This is a genomic window from Sinomonas atrocyanea, from assembly GCF_030811715.1.
GTDB classification, from domain to species: Bacteria; Actinomycetota; Actinomycetes; order Actinomycetales; family Micrococcaceae; genus Sinomonas; species Sinomonas atrocyanea_A.
Map to the genome: position 1 here is coordinate 1 of NZ_JAUSRH010000014.1, position 23,068 is coordinate 23,068.

21 protein-coding genes are annotated in these 23,068 nt (G+C 71.8%); 4 read left to right on the forward strand and 17 right to left on the reverse strand.

The genetic code is table 11. The features are described 5' to 3' along the window. Positions 1 to 408: 408 nt before the first annotated feature. From rpsN to J2W21_RS17120, 5 genes are all read right to left on the reverse strand, one after another. Positions 409 to 714, reverse strand: coding sequence for a 30S ribosomal protein S14 (gene rpsN, locus J2W21_RS17100; protein WP_066500625.1), 306 nt, complete (start codon positions 712 to 714; stop codon positions 409 to 411). Positions 715 to 716: 2 nt separating this feature from the next. Next, a complete protein-coding gene (rpmG, locus tag J2W21_RS17105; RefSeq protein WP_043122011.1) occupies positions 717 to 887 on the reverse strand; it encodes a 50S ribosomal protein L33 in 171 nt (56 codons plus the stop codon). After that, entirely contained in the window at positions 887 to 1,123 is a 237-nt protein-coding gene (rpmB, locus tag J2W21_RS17110) for a 50S ribosomal protein L28 (RefSeq protein ID WP_066500630.1), read from the reverse strand. Before rpmB ends, rpmG begins: the two co-directional genes overlap by 1 nt. A gap of 231 nt (positions 1,124 to 1,354) precedes the next feature. Next, a complete protein-coding gene (locus J2W21_RS17115; RefSeq protein ID WP_307115724.1) occupies positions 1,355 to 1,810 on the reverse strand; it encodes an SRPBCC family protein in 456 nt (151 codons plus the stop codon). Then, positions 1,807 to 2,142 (reverse strand): ArsR/SmtB family transcription factor, encoded by a 336-nt coding sequence (locus J2W21_RS17120; protein ID WP_307115725.1) that lies wholly within the window; start codon positions 2,140 to 2,142, stop codon positions 1,807 to 1,809. The genes J2W21_RS17115 and J2W21_RS17120 overlap by 4 nt, the downstream gene beginning before the upstream one ends. A 117-nt stretch (positions 2,143 to 2,259) precedes the next feature. Here J2W21_RS17120 and J2W21_RS17125 point away from each other — a divergent pair, with 117 nt between their 5' ends. After that, positions 2,260 to 2,904, forward strand: coding sequence for an NADPH-dependent F420 reductase (locus J2W21_RS17125; protein WP_307115726.1), 645 nt, complete (start codon positions 2,260 to 2,262; stop codon positions 2,902 to 2,904). A gap of 7 nt (positions 2,905 to 2,911) precedes the next feature. Here the strand turns inward: J2W21_RS17125 and J2W21_RS17130 are convergent, their stop codons facing one another. Both J2W21_RS17130 and J2W21_RS17135 read right to left on the reverse strand, forming a co-directional pair. Beyond that, positions 2,912 to 3,373: an SRPBCC family protein gene (locus tag J2W21_RS17130; protein WP_307115727.1), complete on the reverse strand. Its 462-nt coding sequence runs from the start codon at positions 3,371 to 3,373 to the stop codon at positions 2,912 to 2,914. A 150-nt stretch (positions 3,374 to 3,523) separates the two neighbouring features. Continuing rightward, positions 3,524 to 4,372, reverse strand: a complete 849-nt coding sequence (locus J2W21_RS17135) for an esterase/lipase family protein (RefSeq protein WP_307115728.1) — start codon at positions 4,370 to 4,372, stop codon at positions 3,524 to 3,526. Between the two features lie 302 nt (positions 4,373 to 4,674). Here J2W21_RS17135 and J2W21_RS17140 point away from each other — a divergent pair, with 302 nt between their 5' ends. Continuing rightward, complete coding sequence (locus J2W21_RS17140) at positions 4,675 to 6,699, forward strand: acyl-CoA dehydrogenase family protein (protein ID WP_307115729.1); 2,025 nt, start codon at positions 4,675 to 4,677, stop codon at positions 6,697 to 6,699. 43 nt (positions 6,700 to 6,742) lie between these two features. On the opposite strand, the gene J2W21_RS17145 is transcribed toward J2W21_RS17140, so the two are convergent. From J2W21_RS17145 to J2W21_RS17175, 7 genes are all read right to left on the reverse strand, one after another. Then, entirely contained in the window at positions 6,743 to 9,199 is a 2,457-nt protein-coding gene (locus tag J2W21_RS17145) for a glycoside hydrolase family 31 protein (RefSeq protein ID WP_307115730.1), read from the reverse strand. 102 nt (positions 9,200 to 9,301) lie between these two features. Then, positions 9,302 to 10,873: a cation:proton antiporter gene (locus J2W21_RS17150; protein ID WP_307115731.1), complete on the reverse strand. Its 1,572-nt coding sequence runs from the start codon at positions 10,871 to 10,873 to the stop codon at positions 9,302 to 9,304. Positions 10,874 to 10,923: 50 nt separating this feature from the next. Then, on the reverse strand, positions 10,924 to 11,901 hold the full coding sequence (locus J2W21_RS17155; RefSeq protein ID WP_307115732.1) for a hydroxymethylglutaryl-CoA lyase: 978 nt from the start codon (positions 11,899 to 11,901) through the stop codon (positions 10,924 to 10,926). After that, positions 11,898 to 13,172 carry a CaiB/BaiF CoA transferase family protein gene (locus J2W21_RS17160; RefSeq protein WP_307115733.1) on the reverse strand — a complete coding sequence of 425 codons (1,275 nt, stop codon included), beginning with the start codon at positions 13,170 to 13,172 and terminating at the stop codon, positions 11,898 to 11,900. The genes J2W21_RS17155 and J2W21_RS17160 overlap by 4 nt, the downstream gene beginning before the upstream one ends. Beyond that, positions 13,153 to 14,271: an ABC transporter substrate-binding protein gene (locus tag J2W21_RS17165; RefSeq protein ID WP_307115734.1), complete on the reverse strand. Its 1,119-nt coding sequence runs from the start codon at positions 14,269 to 14,271 to the stop codon at positions 13,153 to 13,155. The genes J2W21_RS17160 and J2W21_RS17165 overlap by 20 nt, the downstream gene beginning before the upstream one ends. A 41-nt stretch (positions 14,272 to 14,312) precedes the next feature. Next, on the reverse strand, positions 14,313 to 15,164 hold the full coding sequence (locus tag J2W21_RS17170) for an ABC transporter permease (RefSeq protein ID WP_307115735.1): 852 nt from the start codon (positions 15,162 to 15,164) through the stop codon (positions 14,313 to 14,315). Then, complete coding sequence (locus J2W21_RS17175; RefSeq protein ID WP_307115736.1) at positions 15,151 to 15,993, reverse strand: ABC transporter ATP-binding protein; 843 nt, start codon at positions 15,991 to 15,993, stop codon at positions 15,151 to 15,153. Before J2W21_RS17175 ends, J2W21_RS17170 begins: the two co-directional genes overlap by 14 nt. Positions 15,994 to 16,125: 132 nt before the next feature. Here J2W21_RS17175 and J2W21_RS17180 point away from each other — a divergent pair, with 132 nt between their 5' ends. Then, positions 16,126 to 16,905, forward strand: a complete 780-nt coding sequence (locus J2W21_RS17180; RefSeq protein ID WP_307115737.1) for an IclR family transcriptional regulator — start codon at positions 16,126 to 16,128, stop codon at positions 16,903 to 16,905. A gap of 30 nt (positions 16,906 to 16,935) precedes the next feature. Here J2W21_RS17180 and J2W21_RS17185 read toward each other — a convergent pair whose 3' ends face one another. The 3 genes from J2W21_RS17185 to J2W21_RS17195 all read right to left on the reverse strand — a co-directional run bounded on the left by J2W21_RS17185 (position 16,936) and on the right by J2W21_RS17195 (position 21,375). Further along, entirely contained in the window at positions 16,936 to 18,402 is a 1,467-nt protein-coding gene (locus J2W21_RS17185) for an amino acid permease (RefSeq protein WP_307115738.1), read from the reverse strand. Positions 18,403 to 18,607: 205 nt separating this feature from the next. Beyond that, entirely contained in the window at positions 18,608 to 19,873 is a 1,266-nt protein-coding gene (locus tag J2W21_RS17190; RefSeq protein WP_307115739.1) for an amidohydrolase, read from the reverse strand. A gap of 101 nt (positions 19,874 to 19,974) precedes the next feature. Further along, positions 19,975 to 21,375: a PucR family transcriptional regulator gene (locus J2W21_RS17195; protein ID WP_307115740.1), complete on the reverse strand. Its 1,401-nt coding sequence runs from the start codon at positions 21,373 to 21,375 to the stop codon at positions 19,975 to 19,977. A gap of 311 nt (positions 21,376 to 21,686) precedes the next feature. Between J2W21_RS17195 and J2W21_RS17200 the strand changes: the two genes are divergently transcribed. Next, complete coding sequence (locus tag J2W21_RS17200) at positions 21,687 to 23,057, forward strand: aminotransferase class III-fold pyridoxal phosphate-dependent enzyme (protein WP_307115741.1); 1,371 nt, start codon at positions 21,687 to 21,689, stop codon at positions 23,055 to 23,057. Positions 23,058 to 23,068 lie beyond the last annotated feature (11 nt).

Genomic DNA, 23,068 nt, shown 5'->3' on the forward strand with positions numbered 1-23,068 from the left:
TGGCACACTATTGAGTTCTCAAACAACACGCCGCACCCGGTAACAACCAGACCAGAACCAGCCAGGCCCTCCCGGAGCAACTTCTCAAACCTACCAGAGCGGCTTTCCCGACGCAAATTCGTTGTTCCGAATTCTCTTCGTGGGAAGTCACCCGAACCGTGTTTCCGGCCGCGACTCAGCGCTTCCGTTTCCGGTTCTTCTGGTGGGGTTTGGCCGTCTGCGTCCTCCGCGTTTCCGCGGCAACCCCCGACGACTCCGAGAACATTACCGGTGGGGCGGACGTCGGGCAAATCGCCTGCATCCCGGGCGTGTCGCCGACCGGCCCCGCCCCGGGAACGCCGAAGGGCGGCACCCACACGGGGTGCCGCCCTTCGGACGGGTCTGCACTTCGCCCAGAGGGCGGAGTTCCTACCAGGACGACTTGGTGACGCCCGGAAGCTCGCCCTTGTGGGCCATCTCGCGGAAGCGGACGCGCGAGATGCCGAACTTCTGGAACGTGCCGCGCGGGCGGCCGTCGATCTGGTCGCGGTTGCGCAGGCGCACCGGCGAGGCGTTGCGCGGGAGCTTCTGGAGACCGAGGCGGGCTGCCTCGCGGGCCTCGTCGGTCGCGTTCTCGTCGACGAGGGTCTTCTTCAGCTCGGCGCGCTTCGCGGCGTAGTGCTCAACGATGGCCTTGCGCTGCTCGTTGCGGGCAATCTTGGACTTCTTGGCCATGTTTAGCGCTCCTCTCGGAAGTCGACGTGCTTGCGGACGACCGGGTCGTACTTCTTCATGACCAGACGATCGGGGTCGTTGCGACGGTTCTTGCGGGTCACGTAGGTGTACCCGGTGCCCGCCGTGGACTTGAGCTTGATGATGGGACGAGCGTCCTTGTCCTTCTTGGCCATCAGAGCTTCACACCCTTCGCAAGCAGCTCGGAGACAACCGCGTCAATGCCGCGGACGTCGATGGTCTTGATGCCACGGGCCGACACCGTCAGGGTGACGTTGCGGCGCAGGGACGGGACCCAGTAGCGCTTCTTCTGGATGTTGGGGTCGAACCGACGCTTGGTGCGGCGGTGCGAGTGGGAAATGCTGTGACCGAATGAGGGCGATGCCCCGGTCACCTGGCAATGCGCTGCCATGTTCGCTCCTCCAAGGTGTAGTCAAACAGTTGCAGTAAAAATGGCGTTCCGCATGAGCGTCCCGCCACCTCGATGCACCGTTCGCCTGCAGCTTTCCGGAGGGTGAACCAGGCGGGGTGAGAGCCAGCCGAAGTTCCCTCGCCGCGGTTTGACGGTGACTTCAGTGCCGATAGTGGAAACCACTGCATACGACAGCGTTAAATACTAGGCGGCGCGCCCCGGTGCCGCAAATCAGCCCGCGGCACCCACGGTCTCCTTGAGCCTGCCGAGGATGCGGCCGGACCAGCCGCCGCCCATGATGGTACGCGCCATCTGGTCACCCGGGTGATCCGGGCGGTAGCCCGCCTGGGCGATCGTGAGGCGCGTGCCGCCGTCGTGCGCCTCGAGGCGGAAGGTGACGGTCGTGGCCATGTCGTTCCCCTCCCCCTCGTCCGCCCACGAGATGACGAGCAGCTCGGGCTCGCGGAGCTCGAGGACCTCGCACGCGATGAGCCCAGAGAAGCGGGCGGCCGGAATGGGCTCGGTGCGGAAGTGGAAGCGGTGGCCCACGGCGGGAGCGAAGTCGTTGGGCATGAGCCACTGGGCGAGCAGCTCGGGCGTGGTCAGCGCGTGCCACACCGCGGCCGGCGGCTGCGGCAGGAAGTCCTCGACGCGGACCTCGGTGCGGTCTGCGGTGGCGTCCGTCATGGTTCCTCTTTCTCCAGGAGTGCGGCGAGCCGCGGGGTGCGGCCGCGCCAGAAGTCCTCGTAGGGCTCAAGCCAGGCCCGCAGCAGGGCGAGGGGCTCCGGCGTCAGCGAGTAGTAGCGGTTCCGGCCCGCCTGCCGCTCGGCGACGAGGCCGACGCCGCGCAGCACCTTGAGGTGCTCGGCGACGCTGGGTCGGGCCATCTCGTACCGGTCCGCGAGCGCCTGCGCCGTCTGCGCCCCATCGAGGAGCGCCGCGAGGAGGTCCCGCCGCACCGGGTGCGCGAGGGCCGCGAACACGTGGTCGGTGGGGGTCTCCCGGCTCTGACGAGGCATGCACCCAGATTAGGTAGGAAAATTCCTACGCGTCAACGCGGGGCGCGTCGGGAATGGATGCGCAGAGATTTTAGTTGTAACTTCAAGTAAGTACCCGACCACCGAAGGAAGACCACCATGAGCGACATCACCATCATCGGCACCGGCAGCATGGCCCGCGGCATCGCCTCCCGCGCGGTCGCGGCGGGCAAGAGCATCCAGCTCCTCGCCCACGAGGACAGGGCCAAGGCCGAGACCCTCGCGGACGAGCTCGGCGGGACGGTCACCCCGGGCGTGCTCGGCGACGACATCACGGGCGCCATCGTGATCCCGGCCGTGTACTTCGACGCCTCGAAGGCCATCGCCGCCCAGTACCGCGACGCCCTCGCCGGCAAGGTCTACGTGGACGTCACCAACCCGGTCGACTTCGCGACCTTCGACGGCCTCGCGGTCGCGACGGGCACCTCCGCCGCGGAGGAGCTCCAGAAGCTGACCCCGGCCAAGGTCGTCAAGGCCTTCAACACGACCTTCGGCGGAACGCTCGTCTCGGGCGCCGTGTCCGGCCAGGAGCTCGACGTCCTGATCGCGGGGGACGACGAGGCCGCCGTGCAGGCCGTCGCCGACTTCGTCTCCGCGGCGAGCCTCAACGCCGTCGTGGTCGGCCCGCTGCGCCGGGCGCAGCAGCTCGAGCAGACGGGCTTCCTCAACATCCTGCTCTCGGCCAACGAGTCGCTGCCCGAGTACCAGTGGAACTCGGCGCTGAAGTTCCTCCCGGCGGCCTGACCGAACCCTATGCGCCCTCGACGAGCGCGGCCAGCCGGTCCACCGAGGCCCGCAGCTTCTCCGCGGTCGTCGCACGGGCGCGCGGGAGGCGCTGCGGGTCCTCGAGCCGGGTCCAGTCGTAGGTGTGCCGCACGAGCGTCCGGCCCTCCCCCTGCGGCTCGAGCTCCCAGCGCCACAGCTGCCCGATCGGCGCACCGCCCTCCTCAGCCGGCATCCACCCGATGCGCCGACCCTCCTCGAACTCGACCACGTGGTTCTCGCGGACGGCGCCCTTGGTGAGGGTCATCCGGAAGACGTCGCCCACGGCGGTGACCCGCTGCCCGGCGGGGGCCTCGCCGAGGTTGTCGTTGCCGTCCCACCGCGGCTGCGCGGCGGGGTCGGCGATCAGCTCGAAGATGGCGTTGCCCGGTGCCTCGATGACGCGCTCGGCGCTCACGACACGGGACTCGGCGGAGGGGGAATCAGTCATGGCGCCAGTCAACCATCCCGCCGGCAGGCGGGGAAGCCAGGCGGACGACGCCGGCCCCGCACCCACCGCTCGCGAGGAGCCGGGGGTGCGGGGCCGGCGTCGTGCACGGCCGCGGAACGGGACCGGACGCAGATCAGGACCAGATGAGGACTAGACGCAGGCCGGGCGGAAGGACGGGTCCGCGGGACCGGCCTGGAGGAGTGCGTTCGAGACGAGGGCCCAGACGTTCGGGTCATTGGGCGACTGGTCGTGCTCGATGGCATCCAGCGGGCAGTAGTCCTGCAGCACGAGGTTGGTGACCTGCTTGGAGGAGCCTGCCAGCGCCTGGGACGTGTACGGGGTGACCACCTCGTCGTAGCGGGTGGAGATGACGGTGTACGACGGCCCCGCCACAGTGTCGCCGACGGAGTTGAGCTGGGCCATGAACGACGAGCCCGCGTGCTGGTCGGCACAGGCCTGGCACGCCGTGCTCGTGGCGGTCGTGTCGAGGACCATCCCCGCGGGCGAGGGCGCGATGAGGCCCTGCGTGCCGTGGTTGGACGGCGCGATGCCGATCAGCTGGTGCACGTACTTGGCGCCGCCGAGGAAGCCCATGTAGTAGCGCGGCATCATGCCGCCCTGGCTGTGTCCCACGAGGTCGACCTGCTTGGCGCCGGTCGCGCCGAGCACGGACTGCACGAACTGCCCGAGTTCGGCCGCGGAGTCCGCGACGGGGCCGCTCGCGGGCACGCCGTTCACCACGCCGTAGTTGAGGGAGAAGACGCAGTAGCCCTGGTCCTTGAGGACCGGCGAGAGCAGGGCCCAGTTCTTGTACATCGTCTCGAACGTGCCGGGGACGAGGACCACCGGATACGGGTGGACGGCGGAGGGCTTGCAGGTGAAGTCGTTCGCCCCGGGCGGGTCGGGCGAGACCGAGTCGGCCTGGGCGGCCGGCGCCGCGACGAGGCTGACGGCCAGCAGGGCGGCGGAGAGCAGTGCGGTGAAGTGGAATCGGCGCATCGGCGACCTCCGGTGTTTCGGGCCGCGGGCTCCGTTGCCCGCGGACTGGAAGTTACTCTGTAGTAGGTCTGGAAGCGGTCGCAAGGGTGATCCACGTCATATGCACGAATGTGCAGCTGGCGCCGAGAGCCCCATCGCAGTTCGCTGCCGCCCTCGGCCGCTGCATGCACATCCTCGCGCGCCGGCGCGGCGCCCCACGGGACCTTCGGCCCCCTTACCGGCCAGTAGGGAGCGGCGTACCATGAGTCAACAGCTGAAGGGTCACCGGCCCGCGGCGGCCCCTGGACGCTAGGGGAACCGCCATGAGCACGGACATCGACCCTGCCAGTGCTGAAGCAGCCAGTGCTGACGCAGCCAGCATCACAGCAGCCAGCGCCGCCGAGGGAAAGGCCCCGGGCTGGGAGGAGTCCCGCGCCGTCGCCGAGGCCAGCCGGCAGACCGACTGGGAGCGGCCGAGCTTCGCCAAGGCCCTCTATCTGGGCGACTTCCAGTGGGACCTCATGCACCCCGTCCCCGAGTCCACGCGGGAGGACGCCGAGCGCGGCGAGGCGTTCCTCGAGCGGCTCCGCGGCGTGCTGGCGACCATGGACGGCGGCCGCATCGAGGCCGAGGACCGCATCCCCGACGAGTACCTCCGATCCCTCGCAGAGATCGGCGCCTTCGGGATGAAGATCCCCACGGAGTACGGCGGGCTCGGCCTCTCCCTCGCCTACTACGGGCGCGCGCTCATGCTCGTGGGCTCACTCCACCCCTCGCTCGGTGCGCTCCTGTCCGCGCACCAGTCAATCGGCGTGCCCGAGCCTGTGAAGATGTTCGGCTCCGCGGAGCAGAAGCGGCAGTTCCTCCCGCGCTGCGCGGCCGGCGCGGTGACCGCCTTCCTCCTCACCGAACCGGACGTCGGCTCCGACCCGGCCCGGCTCACGACGACCGCGCGGCTCTCCGAGGACGGCCTCAGCTACATCCTGGACGGGTCCAAGCTGTGGACCACCAACGGGGTGATCGCCGAGCTCGTGGTCATCATGGCCACGGTGCTCCCCCACGGATCCGCCGGCACGGGAGGGGAAGCCGTGCCCGCAGGCAAGGGCGGGATCACCGCCTTCGTCGTGGAGATGGACACCCCCGGGATCACGGTCGAGAACCGCAACTCCTTCATGGGGCTCAAGGGCCTCGAGAACGGTGTGACCCGGTTCGACGGCGTCCGCGTGCCTGCCGCGAACCGCGTGGGCCGCGAGGGCCAGGGCCTCAAGATCGCGCTCACCACGCTCAACACCGGCCGGCTCTCCATCCCGGCCATGTGCGCCGGGGGCGCGAAGTGGTCCCTCAAGATCGCCCGCGGCTGGTCGGCGGCCCGGGTGCAGTGGGGGCGCCCGATCGGCGAGCACGAGGCCGTCGCGACGAAGATCGCATTCATGGCCACCACCGCGTTCGCGCTCGAGGCCGTCTTCGAGGTCTCCGCCGCGCTCGCCGACGCGGGCATGAAGGACGTGCGGATCGAGGCGGCGCTCGCCAAGCTGTGGTCCTCCGAGATGGCCTACAGGGTGGCGGACGAGCTCGTGCAGATCCGCGGCGGCCGCGGCTACGAGACGGCAGAGTCCCTGCGCGCCCGCGGCGAGCGGGCCGTGCCGGCCGAGCAGCTCGTGCGCGACCTGCGCATCAACCGCATCTTCGAAGGCTCCACCGAGATCATGCACCTCCTGATCGCGCGCGAGGCGGTGGACGCGCACCTCGCCGCCGCCGGCGACCTCGCCCGCGCCGACGCGACGCTGTCCGAGAAGGCCCGCGCCGCCAAGGATGCCTCGGGCTTCTACGCCAAGTGGCTCCCCCGGCTCCTGGCCGGCGAGGGCAACGACCCGCGCGCCTACCGCGGATTCGGGGCGCTCGCCAAGCACCTGCGCTACGTCGAGCGCGCCTCCCGCCGCCTGGCCCGGCACACCTTCGCCGGCATGGGCCGCTGGCAGGCCGCCCTCGAGCACCGGCAGGCCTTCCTCGGACGGATCGTGGACATCGGCGCCGAGCTCTTCGCGATGGCAGCCGCCTGCGCCTGGTCCGAGCACCTGCGGTCCACGGGCGCGGACGGCGCGGAGAGCGCCCGGGACCTCGCCGAGGCGTTCTGCGAGCAGTCGCGGCGCCGCGTCGAGGCGCTCTTCGCCGCGCTGTGGGACAACACGGACGACGCCGACCGGCGCCTCGCGCGCCGCGTCCTCGCCGGAGAGTTCACGTGGCTCGAGGACGGCGTGCTCGACCCCTCTGAGGGCACCGGGCCGTGGATCGCGCCGCGTTCCGAGGGCCCGGGCACGCGGCGCGACCTGCACCGCGACGTGCGGTGAGCCGGGCGCGGCGGGCGCGCGGCCGGCGTCGTGCGCCCGCCCCTCACCCCGCGTCGGCGAGGATGAGCTCCACGAGGGCGCCGAAGAGCCCCTCGTCGAGGCCCAGGCCCGCGAGCGCGGCCACGACGGCCGCCGGAGCGGCGCCCGAGGCGGCCCGGGCGTAGACCTCGCCCTTGACGGCGAACTCCGCGTGCACGTCGGCCAGGAGACGCTCGACGGCGGGGACGGTCCGGTTGGACGCGAGGCGGAAGCCGTCCCCGGCCGTGAGGGTGAGGGCCTCGGCCGCCTCGAGGCCCTCGACCGTCACGCGCAGGGCCGCGGCCTGCTCGTCGTACTCGGCCACGGCCTCCAGCTCTCGGCCGCCCGCCGTCACGCGCACGGTGCCGGGCCGGGCGATCCCCTCGATGGCGACCTCCCAGGCCCGCGTCCGCGGCACGCCGCTGGCGGTCCCCTGCGCCGGCCCCACCCGCAGGCTGCCGGCGTTCCAGTCGAACGCGATGGGGGTCCGCACCTGGTGCTCGCGCCGCGCGGCCGCGCCGCTGCCGTCGTCCTCGACGAGCTCAAACGCGCCGGAGGCGCCCCCGAAGACCCGCACTGTGATCCGCTCCGGGCAGGCGGTCCCGTTCGCGAGCGGACCGGCGGCCAGCGGCAGGATCGCCCCGGCCCGCGCCAGGACCGGGATCGACTCGAGGGTGCGGAACATCCGCACCCAGCGCCCGCCCCGGTAGCGGGTCCCGGTGAAGACGTCGAACCAGTCGCCGGGCGGGAGCCAGACCGTGACGCTCGCGCGGTTGAGCGCCCGGTCCCGGGGCGAGACGATCGGAGCGACCATGAGCTCGGACCCGAAGAGGAACTGGTTCGGGGCCACGTACGCCTCCGCCGCCTCGGGATGCTCGTAGTACAGGGGCTCCACGAGGGGCCGGCCCTCGCCGGCGGCGCGGTGGTTCATCGTGTGGAGGTAGGGCACGAGCCGGTGCCGCAGGCGCAGGAACTCCTCCATCGCGGCCCGTGCCTCGGGCCGGAACCGCCACGGCTCCTTCCCCGTGAACGGCATCGACGAGCTGTGGAGGCGTGTGATCGGCGAGAAGACCCCGAGCTGGACCCACCGGGCCGCGAGGTCGTCGTCCTTGTACCCGCCCATGTGGCCGCCGATGTCGTGGCTCCACCAGCCGTAGCCGACGTTCGAGGCGGTCGCCGTGAAGTAGGGCTGGAACGCGAGGGATTCCCACGTGACGATCGTGTCCCCGGAGAAACCGATCGGATACCGGTGGCTGCCGGGGCCGGCGTAACGCGAGAAGGTGAGCGGCAGGCGCCCCTCGCGGGCCGCATCGAGGAAGTGCACGTGGTTCAGCACCCACAGCGGGTCGAGGCCGCGGAGGCGCGAGTGCGGCCCGGACTGCCAGTCGAGCCACCAGAAGTCGACCCCGGCGTCCTCGAGCGGATGGTGCACCTCGCGCAGGTAGGCGCTGAGGAACTGCGGATCGGCAGGGTCGAACGCGATCGCCTCCCCCGCCGCCGGGTCGAGGCCGAGGGCCAGCGCGGTGCGCTCATACGCATCCTCATGGGCCGCGATCCCGTCCGCGGGGTGGACGTTGAGCGTCAGCGCGAGGCCCCTGCCGTGGAGCCACCGCGCGAAGCCCTCCGGGTCGGGGAAGAGCTCGCGGTTCCAGGTGTAGCCGGTCCAGCCGGACCCGTGCGCCGGATCGATCTCGGTGAGGTGCCAGTCCATGTCCAGGACGGCCACGGAGAGCGGGACACGCTCCGCCGCGAAGCGCTCGATCACGCCGCGGTACTCCTCCTCGGAGTAGCGGTGGTACCGGCTCCACCAGTTCCCGAGCGCGAAGCGCGGCACGAGCGGGGTCGGCCCGGAGATCCGGTAGAAGTCGCGCAGGCACGTGCGGTAGTCGCGCCCGTAGCCGAAGAAGTACAGATCGACCCGCGCTGGGGCACTGCCTGCGCCAGCCGTCTTGCTCCCCGCGCCAGTGCGGGGGGCGAGCCAGCCGTCGTCGTCGAAGACAAGCGTGCTGCTGTCGTCCAGGACCGAGAAGCCGTAGCGGGACATCAGCCCGGGCTCGAGCTCGCATGCGCCGTCCACGCCGTCGAGGGTGCGCGCGGTCCCGCCGAGGTTCCGCTCGCCCTCCTCGCCGTAGTGCCAGACGCTGTGGTAGTTGCTCACTCCGCCCAGGACCTTCACCGAGAGCCCGTGCGGGGCGAACTCGCCCTTGTCGTAGACGAGGTGGAGGTGCTCCGTGAGGATCTCGAGCCGGCCGTCCGAGTCGAGGACCGTGAACTCGGGCGGCTCCAGGTCGCGGTGCAGGACGGCCTGCGAGGCGCGGTCCTCGAAGTCGCCGTCCGGGGAGTATTCGAGGCGGAGCAGGCGCGAGGTCAGCACCGTGATCCTGTAGCGGGGGCCGCGCACGACGGCGGCGGGGCGGGCGCGCGGCGAGGTCACCGGGCGGAGGTGGTCGGGCAGGCGGACAGTTCCCGTGGTCTCGGTCACGTCATGGAGCCTACCCGCGGACCCCGGGGCCGAATCGGTGGGCGCCGAATCGGTGGGCGCCGAAGCGCTGGGGGCCGAAGCGCTGGGTGCCCCCGCGCGCGGTCAGCGGTCGAGGGTGACGGTGCGCAGGTCGAGGCGGCGCAGCACGCGGTCGACCAGCTCCGGGTCGCTGCCGGGCTCGTTGCGCGCGGCGAGCATCTCCCGCCGGGCCGCGGCCAGGGCGTCGCGCTGGGCGCGCTCCATCGCGGCGAGGACGGCCTGGATCCGGCGCATCTTCTCGGGATCCTCGGCGTAGTCGGCCTGGAGGATCGTGTGCAGGGAGGACATGCGCCGGGCCAGGGCCCTGCGGCGCCCCTCCGGGAGCTTCTGCGCCGCCGGCGAGGTGCGCAGTGCCTCGAGCGCCACCCGCTCGGCACGGCGTGCGAGGGCCCGCTGCGCGCGCTGCTCCGCGGCGCGCCCGTCGGGCAGGTGCAGCATCCGCATGAGCCACGGCAGGGTCAGGCCGGGCAGCACGAGCGTCACCACGAGCACCGAGGCCGCCGCCACAACCGCGAAGTTGCGCCCCGGCGTGGGCGAGCCGTCAGCGAGCGTGCCCGGCAGGGCCAGGGCGAGCGCGAGCGTGGCCAGGCCGCGCATGCCGCACCATGTCAGCACCACGACCTCTTTGAGCGAGGCGGGCGTCCTCTCCCGCCGCTCGGCGCCGCCGATCCTGTACATCGCGTACATCCACACGAAGCGCACGAGGACCACGGTCGCGCAGATCCCGGCGATCCCGGGGACGAACGTCAGCAGGTTGGCCCCCTCGGCCTGGATGACCGAGCGCATCTCGATACCCACGAGCCCGAACGCCACCCCCGTGGTCAGCAGCTCGAGGACGTCCCAGAAGGCCGAGCGCGTGAGCCGCTCCCCCGAATCCTGGGGCCGCGCCCGCCGCCCCAGCTCGACGGCGGTCACGACGACCGCGACGACGCCCGAGCAGTGGACCACCTCCGCGAGCAGGTACACGGCGTAGGGCGCCACGAGGGACGCGGCGCTGCGGGCCACGAGGTCGGGGACGAAGCGGGTGAGCGCCCCAACGACCCAGGCCATGGCGAAGCCGAGCAGCGCGGCACCCGCGGCCCCGACGAGGAACTGCGGGACGACGCTCCAGCCCACCCGGCCGTGGCTCACGGTCGCGGACACCGCGGCCTGGAAGACCACGATGGCCATCGCGTCGTTGAACAGGCCCTCGGTCTGGAGCACCGTGAGCAGCCGGCGCTGCATGCTGACGTTGCCGGCGATCGCCTCGACGGCCACCGGGTCCGGCGGCGCGACGATGGCACCGAGCGCGATCGCGAGCGGCAGCCCGACCGCGGGGACGAGCCACCAGGTCACCGCCGCGACCGCCGCCACGGTCGCGACGACCAGCAGCACGGCCAGGAGCACGAGCGAACGCCACCGCAGCCTGAACACCGACCAGCTCGAGCGCTGCGCCGCCGCGAAGAGCAGCGGCGGCAGGAAGAGGGGCAGGATCAGCTCGGGATCGATGTGGACGTCCGGGACGAACGGCAGGGACGCGGCGAGCGCCGAGAACACGAGCATGAGGATCGGGTACGGCAGGCGGATCCGCTCGCCGACGCCCACGATGAGCACCGTGCCGAACAGCAGGCCGACCACCAGCAGCAGAAATTCCAATGTGCTCCCCTTCGCCTCAGGAGCATCTTTCCACGCTGCCGGGCCGCCCCTCAGGCGAGCGGGGAGGCCGACGGCGAGCGGCCGGCGTCGTGCGCGTCCTCACCGATGACCCACTCGAACGCCCGCGACCGCGACCGCGCGCCCTGCGCGGCCCGCGAGCGGTTCGGCTCGTCGAGGTCGGCCAGGAGCGATTCGGAGAGGCCGACGAGCTCGGCGAGGGTCGCCGGCGTGAACCACTCCGGCCGCGTCGCGAACAGGATGTCCTCGCTCGAGGTGTTGCCGCTCGCCCCGGGGGCGAACGGGCAGCCGCCGAGGCCACCGAGTGCGCCGTCAACCATGGTGGCGCCGGCCTGGATGGCGGCGAGCGTGTTGGCGACGCCGAGGCCCCACGTGTCGTGCCCGTGGTAGACGATCTCGCGCTCGGGGGTCTCCTCCCCCACCCGCGAGATGAGGTCCGCGACCTGCGCGGGCACAGCCTGGCCGAGGGTGTCGCAGATGACGATGCCTTGGGCCCCCGCGGTCCTCGGGTCGTTCGCGATGGCGAGGACGCGCTCGGGCGGGACGGGCCCCTCGAAGGGGCAGGTGAAGGACGTCGCGATGCACAGCTGCACGGACGCCCCCGCCTCCTTCGCGAGCGCGAGGGCCCGCGGCATCGCCTCGAGGCTGGCCTCGGTGGTGCGCCCGATGTTCGCGAGGTTGTGGGCGTCGCTGGCCGAGAAGCAGTACTGGAGGTTCCGGGCGCCCGCCTCGACCGCGAGCTCCACGTGCCGGGGCGTGGCGACCCAGAGCCAGCACGCGGCCAGCTCCTCGGCCGTCAGCGCGCGGACGACGTCCAGGGTGTTGGCCATCGGCGGGACCTTGTCCGGCCGGGCGAGGGATCCGATCTCGAGTGCGGGCACGCCCAGGGCGAGCAGCCGGCGCGCGAGTTCGACCTTCCGCTCGGTGGGCAGGACCTTGCCGGTGAGCTGCAGCCCGTCGCGGAGAGTCACGTCGCGCAGCTTCGCCGCCGGGGCGAAGGAATGGCTCATGCCGTCACCCCCTGAGCGGTGCGGAGGATCGCCCGGATCTCCTCCTCGGACTTGCCCAGCAGGTTCCGGCAGACCTCGGCAGTATGCTCCCCGAGGTCGGGGCCCAGGGAGCGCACCGGCAGCGAGGCCTCGCCGAGGACCGGAACGATGCCCGGGAAGCCCACACCGGGGATGGTGCGCTCGCCCGTGGAGACGTCGAACTTCTGGATCATGTGCCGGGCGGTGTACTGCGGGTCGGCGCAGATGTCCTCGGCTGTGTAGATCGGACCGGACGGCACCCCGGCCTGGTCGAGGACCGCGAGCGCCTCGGCCGGCGGGAGGGTGGCGGTCCAGACGCCGATCGCCGCGTCGAGCTCGTCGCGCCTCTCCCACCGGCCGGCGTTGCTCGCCAGCGCCGGGTCCGCCGCGAGGTCGGGACGCCCGATGATCTGCATGAGCCGGGCGAAGATCGAGTCCCCGTTTCCCGCGATCACGATGCTCCCGCCGCCCGCGCACACGTAGGCGTTGCTGGGCGCGATGCCCTCCATCCGGCCGCCGGTGCGGGTCCTGCGGACGCCGTAGGCCTCGTAGTCCGGGATGAGCGACTCCATCATGGAGAAGATGGCCTCGTTGAGGGCCACATCGACGACCCTCTCGGCGAGGGGAGCCGGGGCGCCCTGTGAGCGCTCGCGCTGGAACAGGAGCATCATGGAGCCGAACGCGGCGTAGAGGCCGGCGATCGAGTCTCCGATGGAGATGCCCACCCGCACGGGCGGCCTGTCCGGGTCCCCGACCAGCTCACGGAAGCCCCCCACGGCCTCGGCGACCGCGGCGAAGCCGGGCCGATCGGACATCGGCCCGGTCTGTCCGTAGGCGGAGAGCCGGGTGATGATCAGGTCCGGGTTCGCGGCGCTGAGGACCTCGGGCCCCAGCCCCCACCGCTCGAGGGTGCCCGGACGGAAGTTCTCGAGCAGGATGTCGCAGTGCTCCACGAGCTCGAGGACCAGAGCCCGCCCGGTCTCCGAGCGCAGGTCCAAGACGACCGACTTCTTGTTGCGGTTGACCGTGCGGTACAGCATCGACGTGCTGCCCTCGTAGAGCCGCCAGTTGCGCAGCTCGTCCCCCGTCCCGGGGCGCTCGACCTTGATGACCTCGGCACCGAAATCGGCGAGGAGCCTGCCCGCGGTCGGCGCGGCGATGTAGTTCCCCAATTCGAGGACGCGGATCCCGGCGAGGGGCGCGAACGCCCGGGGGGCCTCTGCCGAGCCCGGCTCAGGCCTTGACGTAGTCATTCGTGTACGTCTTGCTCAGGTCGATGGCCTTGTCCCCGATCTCGGGGTTGGCCACGCGCTGGGTCTTGAGGACGGCCTGGGTGCCGTCGTCGGTGAATTTCCCGTCCTTGCTCAGCGTCTTCTTGAGGTCGTCGATGACCTTGGCGTACTGGGCCTTGTCGCCGCCTGCGAACTTCTCCGGCATCTTGTCCGCGATCTCCTGGCCGGAGTGCTCGCCGATGTACTCGAGCGTGCGTCTGATCGCCTTGGCCAGCTTGCCCACGGTGTCCTGGTTCTTCCCGATCCAGTCCGTCTTGGCGTACAGGCACGCGGACGGCCACGACTCCGTGCCGAAGACCTCCTTGAGCCCGTCGACCGTCCGCACATCTTGGAGGATGACGGGCGCCTTGCCCAGTCGCTTGGCGAGGACCGAGATGTCCGGCTCGAGCATGACCGCCGCGTCGACCTGGTTGTTCTGGACCGCGGCGACCGCGCTAGAGCCGGCACCGATCGCCGAGACGGCGGCGTCCGTGGGCTGGAGGCCGTTCTTGGAGAGGAGGTACTTCACGAACATGTCGGTCGACGAGCCGGGCGCGGTCACTCCGACGTTCTTGCCCTTCAGGTCCGCGATGCCCTTGATGGACCCCTCGTTCTTGGGCGCCACCACGAGCGCGAGGCCGGAGGAGAGGCCCATGTCGACGAAGGCCTCGATGCTCTGGTTCTTGGCCTGCATCTGGATGGTGTGCTCGTAGTAGCCGCTCGTCACCTGGGTGCTGCCGCCGATCATCGCGGTGAGGGCCTTCGAGCCGCCCTGGAGGTCCTGGAGCTCGACGTCGACGCCCTCCTCCTTGTAGTAGCCGAGCTGCTGGGCGAGGGTCGTCGGCAGGTACGTCAGGAGGGTCTGGCCGCCGACGCCGATGATCACCTTCGCGCCCGAGCCGCCGCCGGCAGCCCCCGAGGCCCCGGCGGTGCCGGCCTGCCCGGGCGGCGCAGAGGAGGGCGCACCGCAGGCAGCGAGTGCGAGGCCGGCGGCCGTGATGCCTGCCACGGAGAGGACGCGGCGGCGGGTCCAGCCCTCGGAGACGGCCGGGTTCTGGTGCGGGTCGGAAGACGAGGTCATGGAGAAGGTCCTTCCTGGGGACGTCGGTGAAGAAGCTGGAACTAGGCGGACTGGGTGGGGCGCCAGCGCAGGAGGCGGTGCTCGATGCGGTTGACCGCGAGATCGACGATCAGGACGACGATCATGAGGATGAACATCCCGGCGAACACGCCCTTGGTGTCGAAGACGCCCTGGGCCTGGGCGATGGCATAGCCGACGCCCGCCGAGGCGCCGAGGTACTCCCCGACGACGGCACCCGTGATCGCGAAGCCGACGCTGATGTGGAGGCTCGAGAAGATCCACGTGAGCGCGCTCGGGATGAAGACGTGCCGCAGGAGCTGCCGCTCGGTGGCCCCCAGCATCCGCGCATTGTCGATGAGCACGCGGTCGACGCTCTTGACGCCCTCGAGGGTGTTGAAGAAGACGATGAAGAACACGAGGGTGAAGCCGAAGGCGACCTTGGACCAGATCCCGAGGCCGAACCACAGCAGGAAGATCGGGGCGAGCACAACGCGCGGGAGGGCATTGAACATCTGCAGGAACGGCTGGAAGAGCCGCTCGAGGAAGCCGATCCGCGCGAGGGCGAACCCAAGGAGCAGTCCGGCCGCCGCGCCGACGATGAAGGCCAGCAGGGACTCCTGGATGGTGACCCACAGGTGCGGGAACACGTAGCCGGAGGAGATCCAGAGCCACATCGTGGAGAAGATCTCCGACGGGCGCGGGAAGAAGAACTCGTCGATGACGTGGACCCGGACCAGCACCTCCCATGCAGCGAGCACCGCGACGGCCAGGCCCAGCTGGAGCAGCCGCATCCCCGGGGTCATCCTGGTGCGCCCGCGGGGGCGGCGACGCGGGCGCGCGGACTGGCTGCCCGCGGTTCCGGCCCCCTGCCGGTTGACGTCAGCGATGGTCATCGGTCTCCCCTCCCACAGCCGAGGTCTGGTAGGTCTTGGAAACCTCGATGCGCAGCCGTCCCCAGATCTCGCGGTGGAGCTCGATGAACTGAGGGTCGTCGCGGATCTCGAGGAGGTCCCTCGGCCGCGGAATGGTGATCTCGTACGAGCCCACCACGGTGCTGCCCGGCCCGGCGCCGAGGATGACGACCTCGTCGGAGAGGGCGATGGCCTCGTCCAGGTCATGGGTGATGAAGACCACGGCCTTGCCCGACTCCTGCCAGAGGGCCAGGAGCTCGTTCTCCATGATCTGGCGCGTCTGCACGTCCAGCGCGGAGAACGGCTCGTCCATGAGCAGGATGTCCGGGTTCACGATCCATGCCTGGGCGACGGCAGTGCGCTTGCGCATGCCTCCGCTGAGCTGGTGGGGATAGCGGTCGGCGAAGTTCTTCAGCCCCACCTTCTCGAGCCACCTCTGCGCCTCGGCCCGGGCCTCGGCCTTGCCGACGCCGGCCATCGTGAGCCCGAGGCTGACGTTGTCGATGACCGTCTTCCACGGCAGGAGCGCATCCTGCTGGAACATGTACGCCGCGCGCCGGTTCACGCCCTTGACGGGCTGGCCGAAGCTCTTCGCGGTCCCTTCTGACGGGGCAAGGAGGCCCGCGGCCATGTTCAGGATGGTGGACTTGCCCGACCCCGTGGGTCCGACGACGGACACGAAGCGTCCTGGCCGGACTTTGAGGCTGATGTCGCGCACCGCGACGTAGGTCTCCCCGCCCGGAGTCGTGAACTCCTTCGAGCAGCCCTCGAGGTCCACCGCATACTCGTCGACCGCAGTCTGCCGATCCATCCCACTCCCCCCGGCCCCACCACATCGTGGGTTTCAGTTCAGATTATGGGCCGACCCTAACAGTGACCGGCGTCACCCTCAACCCTTCGCGCCCGAATCGACGGGCCCCAGACGTCCCCCTACACTCAAGCCATGACCGACCGCGACACCGGGGCGACCCCGCTTCTGGTGCTGAAGAAGATCACGGCGATCCTGAGCTCCTTCTCGCTGACGCGCCCCGAGCTCGGGCTCGCCGAGATCCGTTCGATCACCGGCATCCCGCACTCGACCGTGCAGCGCCTCGTGGCGAACATGGCCCAGGAGGGGCTCCTCGACCGGCACGGCGACAAGTACCGGGTCGGGCTGCGGGTCGCGCACTGGGCCGCCCCGGCCACGCAGGGGCTCGACTACCTCGAGCTCATCACTCCCGTGCTGCAGCGGCTCCGGGACCAGCTCACGGAGACGGTGTGCCTCTTCCGGGCGTCCGAGGGCCGGCGGGTGTGCGTCGCCCTGGCCGAGACGCGGCACATCCTCCGACGCGCGGTCGAGGTGGGGAGCATCATGCCGCTCCACGTCGGGTCAGCGGGCCGTGTCATCCTCGCGTGGAGCCCGCAGCTCGCCGAGGAGGTCTACGCGTCCGGGCTGAACGCGATCACCGACCAGACGATCACGAGCCCGGACGAGCTCAAGAAGGCGGTCGCGCAGACGCGGGCCGAGGGCTACGCCATCACCATCGGCGAGCGCGTCACGAGCGCGAGCGGCCTCTCCGCGCCCATCTTCGGCCCCCAGGCCGAGCTGTTCGGCGCGCTCAGCGTCATGGGCCCCACCGCGCGGATGCCCCGCGATGTGTGCGAATCATGGGTCGAGCCCCTGCTCGAAGCCGCAGAGGAGGCCACCCGGCTCCTGGGCGGGAGGATCCCCGCCGCGGCCTAGGGTGGCCCCCGTCCACAGGCCCCGCCGTGCTCAGGCGAGCGGGGAGGCCGACGGCGAGCGGCCGGCGTCGTGCGCCGGGGCACCCTCCGCGCGGGTGCGGGCCCGACGCCGCACGAACGGGTAGACCACCAGCAGCAGCGCGAGCGCGCCGAGGCTCAGCCAGACCTGCGGGGCGGCCTCGGGGTCCAGGGCCATGAGGACCACGATGAGCCCGACCGCGGCGAGGACCACCGCGTTGAGCCACGGGTGCAGCCACATCTTCAGGGCCAGCCCGGCGCGCTCCCGGGCGCTCATCCGGTTGCGCAGCCGCCACTGGGTGAGCGCGACGAACGCGTACACGAACAGGGCCACGCAGCCGGCGGAGTTCATGATGAAGTCGAAGACGTCCTTGGGCGCGGCGTAGTTCGCGGCGATGGCCCCGTAGCCCACGACCGTGGAGAGGAGGATGGCCTTCCAGGGCACGCCCGCGCGGTTGCGGTCCTCGACCCAGCGCGGGGCGTAGCCGTGCCTTGCGAGGGCGAACAGCATGCGCGAGCCGGAGTAGAGGCCGGAGTTGAGCACCGAGAGCGCGGCCGTGAGCACCACGGCGTTCATGACCTGCTCGGCACCGGGGAGCCCGAACCGGCCGAAGGCGAACGCGAACGGGCTGGCCTTGGCGGGGAGCTCGTCCCAGGGGACGACCATGAGCAGGATCGCGACCGAGCCGACGTAGAAGAGCAGGATGCGCCAGACCACGGTGTTGGTCGAGCGGGCGACCGCGCGCGCGGGCTGGTCGGACTCGGCGGCGGCCATCGTGACGATCTCGGTGCCGAAGTAGCTGAAGATGACGACGGCGACGCCGTTGAACACCGCCGTCCAGCCGTGCGGCATGAAGCCGTGGTCGGTGAGGTGGGCGACCGACCCGGTGGAGCCCGGGATGACGCCGAAGACGTAGAGGGCGCCGACGCCGAGGAAGACCACGATGGTGGTCACCTTGATCGACGCGAGCCAGAACTCCGTCTCGCCGAAGGAGCGCAGGGACATCAGGTTCGTGGCCGTGAAGACGAGCATGCCGGCGAGCGCGAACGTCCAGTCCGGCACCGCGGGGAACCACTCGTGGAAGATCCGGCCGACCACGACCGCCTCGAAGGCGACCACGCCGACCCAGAAGTACCAGTAGAGCCAGCCGATCGTGAACCCGGCCCAGTTGCCCAACCCGTCCCGGGCGTACTCCATGAAGGAGCCGACGACGGGCCGGTTCGTGGACATCTCCCCGAGCATCCGCATGACGAGGACCACGAGCGCGCCGCCGATCGCGTACGAGAGCAGGGCGGCCGGGCCCACGCTGCGGATCACCGAGCCCGAGCCCACGAAGAGGCTCGCTCCGATGATGCCGCCGAGGGCGATCATGGTGAGGTGCCGCGGCCTGAGGCTCGCGCGGCCGGACTCCGCCGTCCGGTCAGCGCTGGCCCCCGCCTCTGGGCGGGTGGGCGCGGCCACGTTGTCGGGTGCCTGCATGCGGATCTCCGTTCCGTCCGGGGCGGTCGGCGTGGCGCCGATCACAGTGCCCCGTCAGGATGCGCGATCTCCCAGGGAGGGCGCGATGGATGAACTGCACTGGCCAACGGGAGACGTCTGGACTGTTCGTCCAGGGGACCGCCTGCGGTGCCGCGCGCCGCGAGGGTGCGGGGCCGGCGTCGGGCGTCCCGGCGAGGGTGCGGGCTCAGGCCCTGCCGAGCCAGGCCGACGCCGCGACCACGAGCGCAGCCGTGCCCATGGTCAGGGTGGGCTGCATGACGGGGGCGAACATCGGCGAGTGGTTCGCCGGCAGCGAGCTGACCGTCCCGGAGGCCTCCGCTTCCGCATACACCGCGGGGTCGGCGCCGCCGACCCCCCAGTAGGTGTACGGGGTGCCGAGCGCGGTGGGGACGTCGCTGAAGTCCTCGCTCGCGGTCTGGCGGCCGTAGTCCCCCACCGCGCCGGCGGGGAAGAAGTCCTCGAACGCGGCGGTGACTCGGGCGGTGGCCTCGGCGTCGTTGTCCGTGAGCGGGTAGCTGTTGTAGACCTCGAAGTCCGGTTCCTTGGGCGAGCCAGACGCGGCGGACTCCGCCCGCGCGATCCGCTCGATCGCCGCGAGGAGCTGGTCCCGGATGGGCCTGCTGTAGGTGCGGATGTTCAGTTCGAGGACGGCATGGTCATCGATGATGTTGCTCTTGGCGCCGACCGCGATCCTGCCCACCGTGAGCACGGCGAACTCGCCGGGCTGCACCTCGCGGGCGACGACGCCCTGGAGCCGCACCACCACCATCGAGGCCAGCACCGCCGGGTCGATGGACAGGTGCGGCATCGAGCCGTGGCTGCCCCGGCCGTAGAGCGTGATGCGGATGCTGTCCGCCATCGACAGGAACGGCCCCTCGTGCGTGCCCACGGTGCCGGCGGGGTGCACGAGGACGTGCTGGGCGAGGGCGACGTCGGGCGTGGGGATCAGCGCGGCCAGCCCGCCGTCGACCATCGTCTTCGCGCCGTCGCCGAGTTCCTCCGCGGGCTGGAACAGGGCGATGAGGGTTCCGGCCCATGCCTCGCGCCCCTCGGCGAACAGCCTCGCCGCGCCGAGCAGGGTGCTGACGTGGACGTCGTGCCCGCAGGCGTGCATGACGTCCGTCTGGTGGCCCTCGTCGTCGGTGGCGACGGCGGTGCTCGCGTAGTCGAGGCCAGTCGCCTCCCTGACGGGCAGCGCGTCCATGTCGGCGCGGAGCAGGACCGTGGGTCCGTCGCCGTTGGCCAGGACCCCGACGACGCCGGTGCCGCCCACCTTGGTGTGGACCTCGTACCCGAGCCCGTCGAGCTGCTCGGCCACGACCCCTGAGGTGCGCTCCTCCTGGTGGCTCAGCTCTGGATTGCGGTGGAAGTCCCGGTACAGCTCCTCCTGCCAGTGACGGAGGGACTCCTGGCCGGACAGGATCGTGCGTGCGGCTTCGGTGGATGCCATGGCTTCTTCCTCGTGCAGCGGGGGATCCAGCAGTACGCCCCGAGCCTAGTTCCGCCCCGCCCCCCGCGCACGGGTCGGCGGGACGCCACGCGGGTGCCCGGCTAGGTCCGCAGGGCGAGCCAGAGGTGCGCGGCCACGTCCGGATCGTCGAAGTCGACGCCGAGCAGCTCCCCGGCGCGGGTCATCCGGTGCCGCACGGAATTGCGGTGGACGCCGAGGTCGCGGGCGGTGGCCTCCCAGTGTCCCCGGTGCTTCAGGTAGGCGCGCACCGTGGGCAGCAGCTCCCCGCCCGCCTCCGCGAGCGCGGCGGCCCACTCGTCGGCGGGCAGCTCGAGCCCATGGCCCACGCGGACCACGGTCCCGGCGGGGGCGTGCGCGGCGGCGTCGGCCACGTGGGCAGCAATCTCGCGCACGCGCCGCAGCGGCACCGGCCCTCCCCAAGCCCCGTGCGCGCCTGCCGGCAGCCGCGGTCTGGGCGCGTCGGCCGCGAGGAGCACGTGGAGCAGGCCCCCGGATTCGGTGGCCAGCGCGCCCTGGGGCAGTCCCTGCCGCGGGGAGCCCGGGGCGAGCACCGCAAGGTACACCGACTCGGGCAGGGCGGCGCCCGTCTGCCGCGCGAGGACGCGGGCCGCGTCGTCGTGCCCGGCGAGGACCAGGGCCACGAGCATCCCGTCCCCCCGGGCTCGCTCCTCCTCCGCACGGCGCAGCCCCGCGGCCCGGTGGGCCAGCAGCGTGGAGGCTGTGAGGAAGAGGTGGCGCTCGGCGGGAGCGAGCTGGCCGCCGCGGCCCACCGCGAGGTAGGCGCCGGCCCCCGGCTCCACCGGGTACAGCGCAGCGGGGCCCGAGGGGAGCTGCACCGTCGCGGTGGCGCCACGGCCCGCGGTGCGCAGCGCGGCGGTCTCCCGGCGCAGGTCGCCGAGGAGGGACGCGGTCGCACCGTCCGCCCCCGCGCACGAGGCCGCCCGGCCGTCTCCCGGCAGGTAGGCGACCCACGTGCCCAGCGCGTGGGCGAGTTCGCGCACGATCGAGGGCTCGGCGTCGTCCCCCGAGGCGGCCCGCGTGAGGGCGACCTGGAGGCCCAGCAGGGCGGTGAGCTCGGCCTCTCCCCCGCGGCGGACCAGCTCCCAGTACGCGCGGGACACGGCGAGGAACGGCGACTCGCGCGGGACCGTCAGCAGTGGCAGCCCCGCCTCGGCGCACGCGGCGCGGAGCTCGTCCGGCACCATGCTGTGCCCCGAGCCGAGGCCGAGCCCGAGGGCTGCGACGCGGCCGGCGACGAGCCGGGCCACATAGGCGCGGGCCGCCTCGGCGCGCTCGGGGCCGTCCCGGCCGGCCAGCTGCATGCCGACCGTGAGCAGCAGCTCCCCGCCGTCGAGGAACACCGTGGGGTCCTCGAGCTCGGACACATGCACGCCGGTGAGCTCCACGCGCGGGAGCGGGACCGGCCAGTAGGGAACCAGGTCCCCGCGCGCGGCGTCGGCAAGCTGGGCGAGGGTGATCATGGCCGCTTCCCCCGCTCCCCGGGGGTCGGAGTCCGCTCCTGCCCACTCTGGCCGGCGGCCCTCGGGGTGGCGCGGGCCGACACGCCGCTGCCGTGGGCGGCGGGAGGGCCAAGGTGGGCACGACGGCTCGCCACGCCCCGGAGCCATGGTCCGGACGTGGGCGCAGGGCGCGGGCACCCTGCGGCTCCCCGCGCACGTCGTTGTGCATTCAGTCTCATGGGACCCAAGTATGGGCCAGAACATCTAAAGACCGGCACGCCGGACCCTCCCTAGTGTGGTCCCAGCCACACGAACCACTCTCGGGAGGACCCATGACCGCCGCAACCGTTGCACCCTCCGCCGATCCGGCCGCCGTCCCCCAGCGCGCCCGCCGGCTCGTCACCGAGTTGCCGGGACCGCGCTCGCGCGAGCTCGAGGCCGAGCGCCGCCGCCACGTCACCGAGGGGTTCGGCGTCACGCTGCCGGTGTTCATCGACCGGGCCGAGGGCTCCCTGCTCGTGGACGTGGACCGGAACCGGATCATCGACTTCGCCTCGGGCATCGCGGTGACGAGCGTGGGCGCAGCGAACCCGCGCGTGGCCGAGCGCGCCGCCGCCCAGCTGGGCCGCTTCACGCACACGTGCTTCATGGTCACGGAGTACTCCTCCTTCGTGGAGGTGTGCCGGTGGCTCAACGAGCACACGCCCGGGGACTTCGACAAGCGCACCGCACTCTTCTCGACGGGGGCGGAGGCGGTCGAGAACGCGGTCAAGATCGCCCGCTCGGCCACCCGGCGCCCGAACGTCCTCGTCTTCGACGAGGCCTACCACGGCCGCACCCAGCTGACCATGGCCATGACCGCCAAGGAGAACCCCTACCGCCTCAATTTCGGCCCCCTCCCCGGCGCGGTATTCCGCGGTCCGACGGCGCCCGCGCACCTCGCGCCGGCCGATCCGGCAGCCTCCGCGGAGTACGTTGCCGAGGCCCTTGCAGGGGTCGAGACGGTCCTCGCCGAGGCGGGTCCCGAGACGTTCGCTGCCATGGTCGTCGAGCCCGTCCAGGGCGAGGGCGGCTTCGTGGTGCACACGGACGGCTTCCTGGCGGGGCTGCGCGAGATCGCGACGCGGCACGGGATCGTGCTCGTGGTCGACGAGATCCAGGCCGGCATGGGCCGCACGGGCGCCCTGTTCGCCTCGGAGCACGACGGCGTGGCCGGGGACATCACCCTCTCCGCCAAGGCGCTCGGCGCGGGCCTGCCGCTCTCCGCCGTCACCGGCCGCGCCGAGCTCATGAACGCCGTCCACCCGGGCGGACTCGGCGGCACGTACGCGGGCAATCCGGTGGCGTGCGAGGCAGCGCTCGCCGTCTTCGAGCTCCTCGAGGACGGCTCGCTGCTCGCCGGGGCCCGCGGCATCGAGGCGGCGGTGCGGGCACGCTTCGAGCCCCTCCTCGCGCACGACGGCGTGGCCTCCGTCCGCGGCCGCGGCGCCATGATGGCGGTCGAGTTCGGGGACGCCTCCGGCCCCCGCGCCGACGTCGCCAAGGCCGCCGCCGCAGCCGCCAACGCCGCCGGGGTCCTCACTCTCACGTGCGGCACCCACGGCAACGTGATCCGGCTCCTGCCGCCCCTCGGCATCGAGCCCGAGGTCCTCGATGAGGGGCTGGCGGTGCTCGAGGCCGCGATCCGCGGGGCGCTCTCATGACCGCGGTCGCG